Consider the following 15,502-nt stretch of genomic DNA (forward strand, 5'->3'; position numbering starts at 1 on the left):
CTGGACGGGGGAGGGAACTCCGCTGTTTTGCGGGAAGGTGGTCGCAATGCCCCCTCCCCCGCCCAGCGGGGGAGGGATGGGGTGGGGGTCGCACAAGAACGTCGTCGCCATCCTACGCCCCCGTCGGCAGCACTAGGCTCGCCCGCAATCCGGGCGCGTTGTCCTCCAGCCGCAGCTGGGCGCGGTGCAGGCGGGCGACCGCCTCGACGAGGCTGAGGCCCAGGCCGTTGCCCGGCGTGGCGCGGGCGGCGTCGAGGCGGACGAAGCGCTGGCGCACCGCCTCGCGCATGTCCGCCGGGATGCCGGGGCCGCTGTCGGCGATGGTGACGCGGGCCTCCGGCCCCTCGGCCTCGACGCTCAGCACCACCCGCCCACCCTCCGGCGTGTACTTCACCGCGTTGTCCAGCAGATTGGCCACCGCCTGCGCCAGCAGCTGCGCGTTGCCCGCTACTGACGGACGGGCGCGGATCTCCACGGCGAAGGCCAGCCCCTTCTCCTCGGCCAGCGGTTCGTACAGTTCGGCAGCGGATTCCGCCATCGCGGCGAGGTCGACGGGGCGGAAGTCGTCGCGCTGGGCGTGCGCCTCGACCTGCGCGATGGACAGCAGCGCCTTGAAGGTGGCGAGCAGCCGGTCGGCCTCCACCAGCGCGTCCTGAAGGGCGGCGCGGTAGGCCTCGGCGTCCTCCTCCGGGTGCAGCAGCACCAGCTCGATGCGCGAGCGCAGGCGGCTGAGCGGCGTGCGCAGGTCGTGCGCGATGTTCTCGGTGACCTGCCGCATACCGGCCATCAGCGCCTCGATGCGGTCCAGCATGGCGTTCAGGTTGCCGGCGAGGCGGTCGATCTCGTCGCCGTTGCAGCTGCGCGCCACCCGCTCCGACAGGTCGCCGTCCATGATGCGGCGGGTGGTGCGGTTGATCCCCTCGATCCGGGTCAACACGCTGCGGCTGAGCAGCACGCCGCCGGAAACGCCGAGCGCCGCCACCACCGCGGCGATCCAGCCCAGCGAGCCGATGATTTGCTTGGCGACGAGGTCCAGCTCGGTCATGTCGCGGCCGACCAGCAGGCGCAGGTTGCCGGGGAGCGCGAACACCACCGCCTGCGCCGTCGCCGGGTTGCCGGCCGGGCCGCCGGTCTCCGACACCTTGAAGTGCAGCCAGCCCTGGTCGTCCGGCGTGGCGGACGGCCAGCCCGACAGGTTGCCGGCCAGCAACACGCCGGCCGGCGTGGCCACCAGGTAGAAGGAGTTGGTGTGCGGGTCGGCGCTGCGATGGCGCACCTCGTCGACCAGCCCGGACAGGCCGTAGCGCTCGAAGCGGTCGCGCAGCGCGCCGACGTCCTCGGCGATGGCGTCGTTCAGCTCGCGCTCGACGAAGCCGGCGGTGGACCGGTAGACCACCCCCAGCACCACCCCGACCGAGCCGAGGAACAGGCACAGGTACAGCAGCGCCACGCGGAAGGTGGTGGTGCGCAGCAGCCGCGGCACGGACACGCTCAGCCCGCCGCGCGCAGGCTGTAGCCGGCGCCGCGCACCGTGTGGATCAGCGGCGTGGGAAAGTCCCTGTCGATCTTCTGGCGCAGCCGGGCGATGTGCACGTCGATCACGTTGGTCTGCGGGTCGAAGTGGTAGTCCCAGACATTCTCCAGCATCATGGTGCGGGTCACCACGCTGCCGGCGTTGCGCATCAGGTACTCCAGCAGCGTGAACTCGCGCGGCAGCAGGTCGATCTCCCGCCCGGCGCGCGTCACGGTGCGGGTCAGCAGGTCCATCTCCAGATCGCCGACGGCCAGCTTCGTCTGCGGCTGGGCGGCGCTGCGGCGGCGCGCCAGCACCTCGATGCGGGCCAGAAGCTCGGAGAAGGCGAAGGGCTTGGTCAGGTAGTCGTCGCCGCCCGAGCGCAATCCCTTGACCCGGTCCTCGACGCTGCCCAGCGCGGAGAGGAACAGCACCGGCGTGTCGTTGCCGGCGGCGCGCAGCACCTCGACCAGCGACAGCCCGTCGCGGCCGGGCAGCATCCGGTCGACCACCATCACGTCGTAATGCTCCGAGCCCGCGAGGAACAGCCCCTCGCGCCCGTCGTTGGCGACGTCCACCACGTGCCCGGCCTCTTTCAGCCCCTTGGCGAGGTAGGCGGCGGCCGTGCGGTCGTCCTCGATGACCAGAACCTTCATGGGGGTCATGCTACGCTCCGGGCGGGCTCGAAGGAAAGCCCCTCCCCCCTTGCCGGGAGAGGGGCTGTTGAACGGTTCACGCGTGAACCAACTTCAGCGCCACGAAGCTCTCGGTGCCCTGGCGGTTGACCAGCAGCAGCACCGCCTTCCGGCCCTCCTTGCCGGCCTCGGCGACCTTGCGGGCCAGTTCGGCGGGAGTGGCGACCGGCTCGTCGCCGACCGCCTGGATCAGGTCGCCGGGCTTCACCGGCAGCGCGCCCGCCTTCGATACGCCCAGCACCACCACGCCCTTCGTCCCGCGCTCCAGGCCGAGTTGCGTGCGCAGCTCCGGGGTCAGCGCGGCGAGCTTCAGCCCTTGCAGCGCCGGGTGCGCCGCCGGCTCCTGGCCCGGGTCGGCGGCGGCCACGCGTTGCTCGTCCGCCTGCTTCTCGATCCGGGTGGCGAGCGTCGTCGGCTTGCCCTTGCGCAGCACGTCGATCGTCGCCTCGCTGCCGGCCGTGGTGTCGGCGACGCGGCGGGAGAGGTCGCGGGCGCTGTCGATCGGCTTGCCGTCGAAGCCGGTCACCACGTCGCCTTGGCGGAGGCCGGCCTTGGCCGCCGGGCTGTCCGGCGTCACCTCGGCGACCAGGGCGCCGTGCGCCTTGTCGAGGCCGAGACTCTCGGCGAGGTCCGGCGTCACCGGCTGGATGCGCACGCCGAGCCAGCCGCGCTCCACCGACCCATGCGCCTTCAGGTCGGCGACCACGTGCCTGGCGATGTTCGACGGGATGGCGAAGCCGATGCCGACCGAGCCGCCGGAGGGTGAATAGATCGCCGTGTTGATGCCGATCACCTCGCCGTTCATGTTGAACATCGGCCCGCCCGAGTTGCCGCGGTTGATGGCGGCGTCGGTCTGGATGAAGTCGTCGTACGGGCCGGCGTTGATGTTGCGACCGCGCGCCGAGACGACGCCGGCGGTCACCGTGCCGCCCAGCCCGAACGGATTGCCGATCGCCACCACCCAGTCGCCGACGCGGGTGCCGTCGCTGTCGCCGAACGCCAGGTGCGGCAGGTCCTTGTCCGCCTTGACCTTGAGCAGCGCCAGGTCGGTCTTGGCGTCGCGCCCGACCAGGGTGGCCGGCAGCTCGCTGCCGTCGTTCAACGTGACCGTGATGTCCTTGCCGCCGTCGATGACGTGGTTGTTGGTCACCACGTAGCCGGCGCCGTCGATGATGAAGCCCGAGCCCAGCGAGGTGGCTCCGCGCGCCGGCGGCCCGTCCTCGTCCTGCTGGTCCTGATCCGGCTGGCCGAACTGGCGGAAGAACTCCTCGAACGGCGAGCCCGGCGGGAACGGCAGACGCCGCATCGCTGCACCCTCGCCCTCGCCCTTGGCCGGGTGGGAGGCGGAGATGGTGACGACCGCCGGCGAGACCCGCTCGGCGAGCGGCGCTAAGCTCTGCAACGGGCTCAGGCTCTGGCCCTGCGCCTCGATGGGCGCCGCGACGGCGTGCGGCGGGATGGAAACCACCGCCGTTCCCGCCAGCATGGTCGTGCCCAGCAGGACGGCGGCGACCGCATGGCGCAGCCGGCGCTTCGGCGCGCCGCGGTCGGTGTGGGGGGCCGTGGTCATGGCAAGATCTCCTTCGAAGCGTCGCGGGGCGGAGCCCGCCTTCCGACGGTGAGGAGTACCGGACCCGCCCTGACAGCCGCCTTGCGGCCGGATGAAATGAATTTCATGCGCGCGGCTTCGTCCGGACAAACGCTCGTCGGCATGCGAAGCCCTCACCGAAGGCCATACGTATCCACCGTCACGCCGACCCGATCACGGCAAGGCGTTCATGCCCGTCCCGCGGAAGCCTTGGGGAATTGCGACAATTTGATCAGACGGCAAATATATGAGATTTGTCATATACTGACTGCTCGTACGGGGCCATGGCGCGGCACCGGCTGACGGGACACGGGGGATCGGAATGACGGCGTCGGCGCAGCCAGAGGCGGACGGCATCGGCGCGGCCTTCGGCATGCTGCGCGCCGCCGTGCGGGTGTTCCAGCCGCGGATACCGCAAGCCATCGCGGCGCTCGGCGTGCTGCTGGTCGCCGCCGGCTTCACCATCGCCGAGCACATGCTGGAGCACGAGCGCACCTTGGCCGTGACCGCCGCCGAGAAGGACGCCTCCAGCCTCGCCCGCGCCTACGAGGAGTACGTCTACCAGGTGGTCCGCCGGCTCGACCACGCGCTGTCCCACCTGCGCGACGAGTACGAGCACGACCCGCGCGAGTTCTCCTTCCGCGCCGGCTGGCATTCGCCGCTGCACGCCGACCTCGCCTTCCAGATCGTCGTGACCGACGCCGAGGGGCGCCTGGTGCTGTCCAGCCTGGCCTCCGAGGCGCCGGTCATGGACTTCAGCGACCGCGCCTACTTCCAGGCCCACCGCGACGACGGCGAGGACCGGCTGTACATCAGCACGCCGCTGGTCGGGCGGGTCTCCGGCCAGACGACCATCCAGTTCACCCGCCGCCTGCGCCGCCCCGACGGCGCCTTCAACGGCGTGATGATCCTGTCGGTCAGCCCGGATAAGCTGGCCGGCTACTACGGCAGGGCCGAGGTCGGGCTGACCGGCTCGGTGATGCTGGTGGGCTTCGACCGGGTGGTGCGGGCGCGGCAGGCGGTGATGCCGGCGCCGACGCCGGTGGTCGGCAGCGTCCATCCCGACCGGCCGTTCTTCAACCCTGCGCAGCCGCAGGGCGTCTTCCACTCGGTCAGTGCCATCGACGGCGTGGCGCGCATCGTCGCCTACCGACGGCTGAAGGAGCAGCCGCTGATCGCCCTCGTGGCGCTGGGCGAGGCGGAGGCCATGGCGGCGTTCGTGGAGCGGAGCGCCGCCGTGCGGCAGGCCGAGGCGCTGGTGTCGGCGGTGGTGCTGGCGGCGGTGTTCGCGGTGGCGTGGCTGGCCCAGCGGCAGGCGCGCCAGCAGGCTTGGCTGGTCGCCGCACAGGCGCAGCTGGCGCGGACCGAGGAGCGCCGGACGGCCGAGCTGCAGCGCTCCAACGCCGAGCTGGAGGCCTTCGCCTACGCCGCCTCGCACGACCTGCGCCAGCCGCTGCGCACCATCAACAGCTATCTGGCGCTGCTGGAGCAGGACCTCGCCGACCGCCTCGACGACGAAACGCGCGAGTACATGGCCTTCGCCCGCACCGGCGCGCAGCGCATGGACCGGCTGATCGTCGACCTGCTGGAGTACAGCCGGGTCGGCCGCCGCTCCCGCCCGTTCGCCGCGCACCCGGCGGCCGACATCATCGATGGCGCCGTCGGGAACCTGGAGGCGGCCATCGGCGAGGCGCAGGCCACCGTCGCCGTCGCCGGCGACCTGCCGGCCATCTGGGGCGACGCCGGCGAACTGACCCGACTGTTCCAGAACCTGATCGGCAACGCCGTGAAGTACCGTGCCGCCGACCGCGCCCCGCTGGTCCGCATCGACTGCCGGGCGAAGGGTGCGGAATGGCACTTCACCGTACAGGACAACGGCATCGGCATCGCGCCCGGCGACTTCGAGCGCGTCTTCGGCATCTTCCAGCGCCTGCACGGCCGCGACGCCTACGAGGGCACCGGCGTCGGGCTGGCGGTGTGCAAGAAGATCGTCGAGCACCACGGCGGCCGCATCTGGATCACCTCGGAGCCCGGCGAGGGCAGCGTCTTCCACGTGGCATTGCCGCGCCATGAGGAGCAGGGCGCATGAGGCGGCTTCCCGCGCATCAGCAAGGACCAACGGCATGAACGCTCCCCTCCAGCCGCGTTTCCAGGTGCTCCTCGTCGAGGACGACCCGGCCGACGCCGGGCTGGCCAAGCGGGCGATCCGCGACGGCAAGATCCTGTGCGAGGTCCACCACGCGACCGACGGCGTCGAGGCGCTGGACTTCCTGCACCGGCGCGGCGAGCGCTTCCAGAACGCGCCGCGGCCCGACCTGATCCTGCTCGACCTCAACATGCCGCGCATGGACGGGCGGGAGGTGCTGGCCGCGCTGAAGGGCGCGCCGGAGCTGAAGACCATCCCGGTGGTGGTGCTCACCACCTCCGACATCGAGCGCGACGTCGAGGCCAGCTACCTGCAAGGCGCCAACAGCTTCATCACCAAGCCGATGGAAATGCAGGACTTCGTCGACGTGATCCGATGCGTCAGCGACTACTGGTTCCACGTCGTGAAGCTGCCGAAGTAGGGGGCGGCATGCGGCGGGACCTGCACAACACCGTCTGGGCGATGGCCGTGGGGCTGGCGATGGTGGCCGCGCTGTGGGGCGCCGTCCTGGTCATCGTCGACCACAACCGTGCGGCGCTGCGCGCCAACGCGGAGGTCGACGCCGGCAACATGGCGCGCGTCTTCGCCGAGCACGTCCGCCGCAGCGTCACCATGATCGACCTGGCGCTGCAGGACTACCGCGACTTCCACCGCTCCGACCCGCAGGCGGCGCCCAGCGAGGGCTGGCGCGACGCCTACCTGAAGGAGGGCGGCGCCTTCCAGCGGGGGGTGATCGACGCCCAGGGGATGATACGCTACTCCAACCTGACGCCCGTCACCCAGCCGGTCGACCTCAGCGACCGCGAGCATTTTCGCGTGCACCGCGAGTCCGGCCGGGACGAGCTGTTCATCAGCAGGCCGGTTCTGGGCCGCGTCTCGCAGCGCTGGTCGCTCCAGTTCACCCGACGGCTGTCCAACCCGGACGGCTCGTTCGCCGGCGTCGTCGTGCTGTCGGTGGAGCCGGATTACTTCGTCGCCAACTTCGAGGCGATCGACACCGGGCCGAACGGCGTCACGCTGCTGGCCGGCACCGACCGCGTGCTGCGCGCCCGCTTCAGCCGCCAGTCGGCCGACGCCAAGGGCCTGGGCGAGACGCTGCCGGAAAGCTACCCGTTCTTCGACCCGCAGCGGCCGGCCGGTGTGGCCAGCGTCGCCAGCTTCGTGGACGGCATCGACCGCATCTCCGGCTGGCGCGGCGTCGGCGGCTACCCGCTGGTGGTCGCCGCACAGGTTGCCGACGAGGATGTGCTGGCGCAGAGCCGCCCGGTGGAACGCAGCCTCGCCATCGTCGGCGCGCTGGTCACCGCGGTGCTGCTCGCCGGGGCCGCCGGGGCCGGCCATCTGCTGGAACGGCGCGAGCGGGCGCAACGCCAACTCAGCCGCCACGCCGAGGAACTGCACCAAGCCAACGAGGAGATCGAGCGCTTCGCCTACGTCGCCGCGCACGACCTGCAGGAGCCGCTGCGCGCCATCACCAGCTACAGCCAGCTGGTTGCCGCCACCCACGGGCCCAGTCTGGACGACGAAGGGCGCGAATGGCTGGCCGAGGTGGTGAGCGGGGCTACCCGCATGAAGCTGCTGCTGCGCGACATCCAGTTCTATCTGGCCGAGAAGGCGCTGCCGCTGCCCGAAGCGCCGACCCCGGCCGACGCCGCGCTCGCCGCCGCCTTGGCAAAGCTGGCCCCCGCCGTCGCCGCCTCGGCGGCGGAGATCGACGCGCAGCCGCTGCCCGCCCTGGCCGCCGACGCTCGGCGGCTGACGGAGATCTTCACGGTGCTGCTGGCCAACGCCCTGCAATATCGCGCACCCGGGCGGGTGCCGCACGTCCGCATCCAGGCCCGCCGCGACGGCGGCTTCGACGTGATCGACGTGATCGACAACGGCATCGGCATCGAGCCGCAGTACGTCGAGCGCATCTTCGAGGTCTTCCAGCGCCTGCACGGCCGGGGCGAGCACCCGGGCACCGGCATGGGCCTCGCCATCGTCCGCAAGATGGCACAACGCCTGGGCGGGCATGTGGAAGTCGCCTCGATCCCCGGTGCGGGCAGCACCTTCTCCCTCCACCTGCCGACCACCCTGCACGAGGCGAATGATGAGCAACGAGGACGACAGGCCCTTCACCATCCTGCTGGTGGAAGACGACCCGGCGGACGCCACGCTGGCCAGGCGCGCGCTGAAGCAGGGGCGGATTCCGTGTGAGGTGCTGCACGCCCGCGACGGTGTCGAGGCGCTGGAGTGCCTGCGCCGCCAGGGCGAGCGCTGGGCCGCGGCGGCGCGGCCGGACCTCGTGCTGCTCGACCTCAACATGCCGCGCAAGGACGGCCGCGAGGTGCTGAGCGAGATGAAGACCGACCCGGAGCTGAAGAGCATCCCGGTGGTGGTGCTGACCACCTCCGACGTCCAGCGCGACATCGAGGCGAGCTATCTGCGCGGCGCCAACAGCTTCGTCACCAAGCCGATGGACGTCGAGGACTTCTTCGCGCTGATCCGCACCGTCGAGAGCTACTGGTTCCGCACCGTCAAGTTACCGAAGTAGACTGCCCGAATCGAGACGACCATGCCCGACCGCCCCGCCATATCCGCGCTGCTGATCGAGGACGACCCGGCCGACGCCGGGCTGGTCCGCCACGCCCTGCGCTCGCTGGGCGGCCGCTTCGCGCTGACCCACCGGATGACGCTGGCCGACGGGCTGGAGTGGGCGGCGGCCAACCGCTGCGACATCGTCCTGCTCGACCTGACGCTGCCGGATTCCGCGGGCTTCGACACCATCCGCCGGGTGCGCGAGGCGTGCCCGGCCATGCCGGTGATCGTGCTGACCGGGCACGACGACGACGACTTCGCCATGCAGGCGGTGGCGGCCGGCACCCAGGACTACCTGTTCAAGGGCAACACCGACGGCCAGGGCCTGCAGCGCGCCATCCGCTACGCCGTCGCCCGCAAGCAGCTGGAGGAGAAGCTGCGCCAGTCGGAGCAGCGCCTGCAGGGCATCATCACCCTGGCGCAGGACGCCATCGTCTCGGTGGACCAGCAGATGCGCATCATCCTGTTCAACCCGGCGGCGGAGCGCATGTTCGGCTACGCGGCGGACGAGATCCTCGGCCGGCCGCTGGCGGCGCTGCTGCCGGAGCGCTTCCGCACGGGGCACGACGCGCACGCCGGCGCCTACGCCACCGGCGGGCCGGCGTCGCTGTCGCTCGCCCACCGCCGCGAGCTGGCCGGGCTGGCCAAGGACGGCCGCGAGTTCCCGGTGGAGATCTCCATCTCCAAGGACATCCAGCAGGACGGCCTGCTGCTCACCGCCATGGTGCGCGACATCACCGAGCGCAAGCGGTTCGAAAACGACCTGCGCATCCTCGCCACCACCGACCCGCTGACCGGGCTGGCCAACCGCCGCGCCTTCCTGGCCGCCGCCGAGCGCGAGTTGGCGCGCGTGCGCCGCTACGGCCGGCTGGCGGCGGTGCTGATGTTCGACATCGACCATTTCAAGCGCATCAACGACACGCACGGCCACGCCGTGGGCGACGGCGCGTTGCAGACCGTCGCCACCACCGCGCGCGACCTGCTGCGCACCACCGACCTGATCGGCCGCCTGGGCGGCGAGGAGTTCGGCGTGCTGCTGCCCGAAACCGAGCCACCGGCGGCGCTGGAGGTGGCGGAGCGGCTGCGCGCCGCACTGGCGGGGGCGCCGGTGCCGCTGCCGTCGGGGGGCGGCTTCCACCTGACGGCCAGCATCGGCGTGGCGGTGTGCGACCCGCGCGACGCCAGCGTCGAGCAGGCGCTCGGCCGCGCCGACCGCGCGCTCTACCGCGCCAAGGACGCCGGCCGCAACCGCATCGAATGCGAGATCCCCATCCTGTCGGCGGCGTCGTGACGGGGCGGAAAGCCGCCCCGTCCCCTTCCTGCACCTTGTCCTGTTTTTGCTCGGCCGGCGTCCGCAACGCGGAGCGTTCACGGGCTACGCCGTTTGGCCGGGCATAAGGTTGCATTTTGATCGAAAATAAATCTGGAAACGAGAATATTGCGTCAATACCCTCAAAATCAGTGTAGCAAATGAGGCGGTAGCACTTAGCAACCTCACTATACGATCGTGTGATTCTACATATGCAGGCGTTCACTCCCCTGGTCCTGCGACTTGGGGGAACGGGAAAGTTGTGGGCGTTTGCAGCCCCGACGGACAACAAATCAGCGCATCGCAAGGGAGATTTCTTCATGACCAATGCCGGCGCGGCGGAACAGACCAGCGAGCCGACCTGGACGATCGAACAGTTGCGGGACCACCTGCAGGCGGCGGTGGACCTCGAGTTCTGGACGATCCCCTTCTACATGTCGGCCATGTACTCGATCAAGGACGCGGGCACCGCGGCCTACCAGGCCATCCTGTCGGTGGTGAACCAGGAAATGCTGCACGTGCAGTTGGCGGCGAACCTGGCGAACGCCTACGGGCTGTCGCCGCGCTTCGCGCAGCCGGTCTACTACGGGCAGCACATCCCGCACCTGGACTTCGACCTGGATCACCCCGACCCGCGCGCGACGTTCTCGCCCTATTCGGCGGAGATCGGGCCATACGACCAGGAGCGGCTGAACACCTTCTGCCTGATCGAGTACCCGATGTGGATCGGCACCGAGACGCCGCGCGGCAACCCGGACGTCGCCACCTACGGCTCGATCGGCGAGTTCTACAGCGCCGTCGCCGTCGGCGCCGCGCAGTTGAAGGACCACATCCGGCCGATCAACCAAGTCAACCACTTCGCCCGCTTCTACAACCACTTCAAGGGCATGACGATCACCGAGGCGGGTGCCGCCGGCTTTCCGCAGGTGGCCAACATCGTCACGGCGATCTGCGACCAGGGCGAGGGGCGTAGTGACCAGGGCGTCTCGTGGACGCAGCACAGCGTGCCGAAGGCGTACCAGAACACCGCGGACGACACCGACCCGAACTGGTCGCACTTCCAGAAGTTCATGACGCTGTGGAACGCCGACACTTACCCGGAGACCTACGAGGCGGTGACGAGCCCGGCCGCCGGCAGCGCCGGACACAAGGCGCAGCTGATCCTGGAGGCGAATTTCGATGCGTTCCTCGACGGCCTCGACGCCATGTTCTCCGGCGGCGACCCGAAGGCGTTCATGACGCAGATGTTCGCGCTGGGCGGCAACATCCTGAACTGCTGGAAGAACGGCGCGGTGCCGCGCTTCGGTCTGCCCATCGGCGCCGGCGTCGGCCTCGCCGCCGCGGCCGGCCGGCGGCAGTACCCGCCGCAGGACCGCATCGCCAGGGGGCTGCCGCCGATCCGCACGGCGCCGCGCAAGGCGGTGGTGTCCGCCTGAGCGGCGCGCTCTGCCCCACCCGATCCCGGCCGGGGACCCGGATGCGGCGCGCTCAGGGCGCGCGTGCCGGCACCCCGCTTCGACACGCATGAGTTCACGGAGACGAGCATGACGTCGAGCGTTTTCCGCATCCACCCCGCCATCGGGTTCGCCCGCGTCGGCGACAGCGAGGAGTACTATCTGGCGCCGGAGACCATGGCCGGCATGCCGGTGCCCGGCAAGCCCGGCCTGACCGGCGGCCTGCCCGTCAAGCCCGGCACCGAGGACGAGCCGATCACCGCCAGCGACCTGCGCGACGCCGACGGCCGGCTGAAGCGGCAGGCTGCCCGCTTCCGCGTCTTCGCCTACCCGGCCGATGGGGCCGCCGCCTATCCGGCCGGCGGCGGCACCGAGGTGAAGCTCGGCGACCGGGTCGGCGACAAGACCGTCGTCGACATCATCTGGACCGTCCACGTCGCCAACAAGAAGGGCAACGCCTACGTGCTCGACGTGCCGGGCTACGACGGCTCGATCATCGAGCGCTATGCCGACGGCCGCACGCCGCCGCTGCGCAACGTTCAGAGCGAGGTGGGCCAGACCTCGCTGACCGTCCAGGTGCCCAACGTCAACGACCCGGAGCGCGTCAAGGCCTGGACCACCGACCCCGGCCCGCGCGCCGTCGGCAGGGACCTGCGCAAGGCCGCCTTCGACGCCGCCACCGAGGCGCGCGCCGGCACGACCGCGCTGCCCGGCTATACCAAGCTGTTCCCGGCTGGCGACCCCAACACGGTCTACGCGCCGCGCGGCGCCATCGACACGCTGGGCCACATCGAGACCGACGACCAGGGCCGGCTGATCGTGCTGGGCGGCTACGGCCGTGCCTGCTCGGTCAACGGCTACCAGGTGCTCGGCTCCGACGTGGACAACGACGGCTGGTTCGACGACACCAGCGACGGCCCGGTGACCGCCACCCTGGTGCTGCAGGGCGCGGACGGCGCGCTCGTGCACGTGGACGCCGGGCAGGCCTGGGTGGTGACCGCCGACCCGGCCTACGCGCCGCAAATCCTCAACACCGTCTCGCTGTGGGACGAGCTGTACGACACCTTCGTGCGCTCCTTCGACCTGCAGCCGGAGCTGTACACCCGCCAGGACGGCTACAAGCGCGACTACGCGCCGTCCTTCCCCGACCATGTCGAGCCGGTCTTCAAGGCCGCCTCGCTGCAGGAGTGGACCACCAACCTGCCGGGCATGGCGCGTCAGGCGCACAGGATGGTCGGCGAGATCTCGGCCAAGGACGACCCGGCGCGGACGATCATGGCCGGCCTCGCCTTCGTGCGCGACCCGAACCTGCCGACCCAGTCCAACCTCGGCGCGCCGCTGATGCCGCTGGGTCTCGGCGATTCCGGCAAGGCGTTCCTGTCGCCCACCTACACGCAGTACTTCTTCCTGGAGCAGTGGGACAAGGGCCGCTTCGAGGCGGAGCCGTCGCGCCCGCTGGGCGCCGGCGAGCGGCTGGACCGCGCGGCGCTGTCGGCCTGCCTGGGCGGCCGTTTCAGCCCGGGTATCGACCTGACCTTCACGGTGCGCCAGCCCGACGTCTATCAGATGGACTGGTGGGAGGTCGGGCCGTTCCGCATCGCCGCCCGGCCGCTGAGCTATTCCCGCGCCGTCCCCGGACAGCCGTTCCTGACCGGCGGCTACGTGCCGCTGAACAGCGGGCACGATACGGTGGAGCCGGGCGACATGACCAAGTTCATGTCGGTGCCCTGGCACACCGACTACAACTCCTGCGCCACGCACCCGACCTCGCCGTCGGTGCGCAACATCACGACGCTGTACTGGTCGTGGCCGGCGCAGCGCCCGGTCCACGTCCGGGTCGCCGCAGAGGTGCAGCCGGACGGCGAACTCGGGCCCTACCGCTACTCGGTGCGCGGCACCGGCACCGGCGACCCGGATCCGGCGAACCAGGGCCGCTACCAGGACCGCGGCCAGATCATCCCGAACTGGTCGAGCATCGGCGTGGTGCTGCAGGGCTCGGCCATCGACACGGTGCCGGGCAAGGCGATGCCGCCCAACGCCTTCCTGGAGGCGGAGAGCCGCCTGGACGGCCTGCCCGACCCGGCCGTCGAGCCGTGGCCGATGAACGAGCTGGAGCCGACCGTCTGATGTCCCGCTGGGACGTGGTGGTCCTGGGCGGGGGGCCGGCGGGGTGCGGAACCGCGCTGGCCCTCCGGCGCCGGGGCGTTGAACGGGTGCTGGTCGTCGAGGCCGGCACCTACGGCGCGGTGCGCATCGGCGAGAGCGTGCCGCCCGACATCCGCGCCGTCCTCGGCGGGGACCTCGGCCTGTGGGACGCGTTCCTCGCCGAGGGGCACGAGCCCTGCTTCGGCAGCCGCTCGGCCTGGGGCAGCGACGTGCTGGGCTTCAACGACTTCCTGTTCAACCCGCACGGCCACGGCTGGCACCTCGACCGCCGCCGCTTCGACGCGTTCCTGGCGCGTCAGGCGGCGGAGGGCGGGATCGCCGTGGCCACCGGCGTCCGCTTCGCCGGGTCGGAGGAGCTGGAAGGGGGCGGGCACCGCCTGCACCTGTCCGGCGCCGACGGCAGCGCGGCCGTGGTGGAGGCCGGCATCGTGGTCGACGCCACCGGGCCGCGGGGGCGCTTCGCGCGCCTTCGGGGGGCGCGGGCGCGGCCACTCGACCGGCTGGTGTTCGTCGCCGGCTTCTTCGGCCTGCCGGAAGGCGGACCACTCACCCGACAGACCATGCTGGAGGCAGCGGAGCACGGCTGGTGGTACGCCGCCCGCCTGCCGGACACGCGCTGCGTGGTGGCGCTCGCCGCCGACGCGGAGGAGGTGCGGGCATCAGGCCTGACCCGGCCCGACGCGTTCCTGGACCGGCTGCGCCGCACCCGCCACCTGCTGCCGGCGCTCGACGGCTCGGGCCTGGAAGATGGCAGCGTGGCGACCTGGGTGGCGGTCTCCTACCTACGCGAGCGGGTGGCGGGGGCCAACTGGCTGGCGGTCGGCGACGCGGCTTCGGGCTACGACCCGCTGTCCTCGCAGGGCATCCAGAAGGCACTGACCGACGCGGTGGACGCCGCCGACGCCATCGCCGCGAGGCTGGGCGGCGGGACGGACCTCGGCACGCACTATCCGCACGCGGTGAACGGCCGCTTCGCCGACTACCTGTACAACCGCAACCGCTTCTACGCGACCGAGGCGCGCTGGCCCGATGCCTCCTTCTGGTGCAACCGCCGCGCCCGCACGGAGCTGCGGCCGGCCGCGGGGCGGGCCTAAAGCCCCTCTCCCGTCGAGGGAGAGGGGCTTCTCGCTTTACTGCTTGACCAGCGTCGCCACCGAGATGTGCGGCCAGTCGATGTTGTCGAAGTTCAGGATGACGGTCTGGGTGTACTGCAGCTGCTGGAACTGCGTGCCGTCGGCCTGCTCGACCGTCTCGATCCAGAAGATGGCGTCGAGCTTGGTCGCGTTGGCGTTGGCGGTGACGAACGGGATGTTGACGATGCCGCCGACCGGCTGCGTCGACACCTGGATCACCTGGGTGCGCACCACCTTCATCCCCTTCTCCGCCTGGGCCTCCAGGGCGTTGCTCAGCAGGATGTTGGGGTTGATCTGCGCACCGCGCGGGATGCCGGCGGGCAGCGCCGGGTTGGTGTACGGGTCGATGTAGCCGGCGCGCTTCAGCTTCGGGTCGTCGCCGGTGGGGATGGTGCTGACCTCGTCGATGGTCGGGCCGCCGACGACGTCCTTCAGGAAGGTGCTCTGCGCCAGCAGGGAGTCGCCGTGCGGGATGGTCGACTGGCGCACGATGGTGGCCGGCGCCTCGGGATCGGTGGTCGCCGGCACGTTCAGCCACAGGCCGGGCTCGACGTGCAGGCCCTCGAAGGTGGTGGCGTCGCTGACCTGCTGCAGGTAGTGCAGGCCGAACAGGCTGATGTCGCCCTGCACCGAGCCGCGGTTCGGGATGGCGCCGCCGACCGGGGTGAAGCTCAGCGTCTCGATGGTGGCGTTCAGCTTGAGGCGGAAGCCACCGTTGCCGGTGGGCAACGCCACCACGTTGAAGCCGCCGCCGACCCAGGTGCCCGGCAGGTCGGCCAGCAGGCCCAACTGGTCGGCCTGGATGGCCGGCGGCGGGCTGGCGCGCAGCGGACGGCGGAGCCCCTCGTCGAGTTCTATAACCAAAGTCATGCCGTGTTCTCCTCGCCTTGATTATTGGACGCGCCAGGAACAGCCGTC

General features: G+C 71.0%; 12 protein-coding genes. 8 read left to right on the plus strand and 4 right to left on the minus strand.

Going from position 1 to position 15,502, the window contains the following annotated elements; translation table 11 throughout:
- Positions 1 to 112 precede the first annotated feature (112 nt).
- The 3 genes from TSO221_RS01650 to TSO221_RS01660 all read right to left on the minus strand — a co-directional run bounded on the left by TSO221_RS01650 (position 113) and on the right by TSO221_RS01660 (position 3,778).
- Positions 113 to 1,489: a HAMP domain-containing sensor histidine kinase gene (locus TSO221_RS01650; protein WP_247877880.1), complete on the minus strand. Its 1,377-nt coding sequence runs from the start codon at positions 1,487 to 1,489 to the stop codon at positions 113 to 115.
- Between the two features lie 2 nt (positions 1,490 to 1,491).
- Positions 1,492 to 2,169, minus strand: coding sequence for a response regulator transcription factor (locus TSO221_RS01655; protein WP_109116779.1), 678 nt, complete (start codon positions 2,167 to 2,169; stop codon positions 1,492 to 1,494).
- A 76-nt stretch (positions 2,170 to 2,245) separates the two neighbouring features.
- Positions 2,246 to 3,778, minus strand: coding sequence for a DegQ family serine endoprotease (locus tag TSO221_RS01660; protein ID WP_109116746.1), 1,533 nt, complete (start codon positions 3,776 to 3,778; stop codon positions 2,246 to 2,248).
- 340 nt (positions 3,779 to 4,118) lie between these two features.
- Here TSO221_RS01660 and TSO221_RS01665 point away from each other — a divergent pair, with 340 nt between their 5' ends.
- From TSO221_RS01665 to TSO221_RS01700, 8 genes are all read left to right on the plus strand, one after another.
- Entirely contained in the window at positions 4,119 to 5,885 is a 1,767-nt protein-coding gene (locus tag TSO221_RS01665; RefSeq protein ID WP_199229359.1) for a sensor histidine kinase, read from the plus strand.
- Positions 5,886 to 5,919: 34 nt separating this feature from the next.
- Positions 5,920 to 6,363, plus strand: a complete 444-nt coding sequence (locus tag TSO221_RS01670) for a response regulator (RefSeq protein ID WP_109116747.1) — start codon at positions 5,920 to 5,922, stop codon at positions 6,361 to 6,363.
- Between the two features lie 8 nt (positions 6,364 to 6,371).
- Positions 6,372 to 8,141: a sensor histidine kinase gene (locus TSO221_RS01675; protein WP_146208673.1), complete on the plus strand. Its 1,770-nt coding sequence runs from the start codon at positions 6,372 to 6,374 to the stop codon at positions 8,139 to 8,141.
- Positions 8,035 to 8,478, plus strand: coding sequence for a response regulator (locus tag TSO221_RS01680; protein ID WP_109116749.1), 444 nt, complete (start codon positions 8,035 to 8,037; stop codon positions 8,476 to 8,478). Before TSO221_RS01675 ends, TSO221_RS01680 begins: the two co-directional genes overlap by 107 nt.
- Positions 8,479 to 8,499: 21 nt before the next feature.
- Positions 8,500 to 9,813 (plus strand): diguanylate cyclase, encoded by a 1,314-nt coding sequence (locus TSO221_RS01685; RefSeq protein WP_109116750.1) that lies wholly within the window; start codon positions 8,500 to 8,502, stop codon positions 9,811 to 9,813.
- A 338-nt stretch (positions 9,814 to 10,151) separates the two neighbouring features.
- Complete coding sequence (locus TSO221_RS01690; RefSeq protein ID WP_109116751.1) at positions 10,152 to 11,267, plus strand: ferritin-like domain-containing protein; 1,116 nt, start codon at positions 10,152 to 10,154, stop codon at positions 11,265 to 11,267.
- A gap of 108 nt (positions 11,268 to 11,375) precedes the next feature.
- Entirely contained in the window at positions 11,376 to 13,412 is a 2,037-nt protein-coding gene (locus TSO221_RS01695) for a LodA/GoxA family CTQ-dependent oxidase (RefSeq protein WP_109116752.1), read from the plus strand.
- Positions 13,412 to 14,545, plus strand: a complete 1,134-nt coding sequence (locus tag TSO221_RS01700; protein ID WP_109116753.1) for a tryptophan 7-halogenase — start codon at positions 13,412 to 13,414, stop codon at positions 14,543 to 14,545. The genes TSO221_RS01695 and TSO221_RS01700 overlap by 1 nt, the downstream gene beginning before the upstream one ends.
- Positions 14,546 to 14,581: 36 nt before the next feature.
- Here TSO221_RS01700 and TSO221_RS01705 read toward each other — a convergent pair whose 3' ends face one another.
- Positions 14,582 to 15,454, minus strand: a complete 873-nt coding sequence (locus tag TSO221_RS01705; RefSeq protein ID WP_109116754.1) for a heme-binding protein — start codon at positions 15,452 to 15,454, stop codon at positions 14,582 to 14,584.
- Between the last annotated feature and the right edge of the window lie 48 nt (positions 15,455 to 15,502).

This window comes from Azospirillum sp. TSO22-1 (assembly GCF_003116015.1).
Classification (GTDB): domain Bacteria; phylum Pseudomonadota; class Alphaproteobacteria; order Azospirillales; family Azospirillaceae; genus Azospirillum.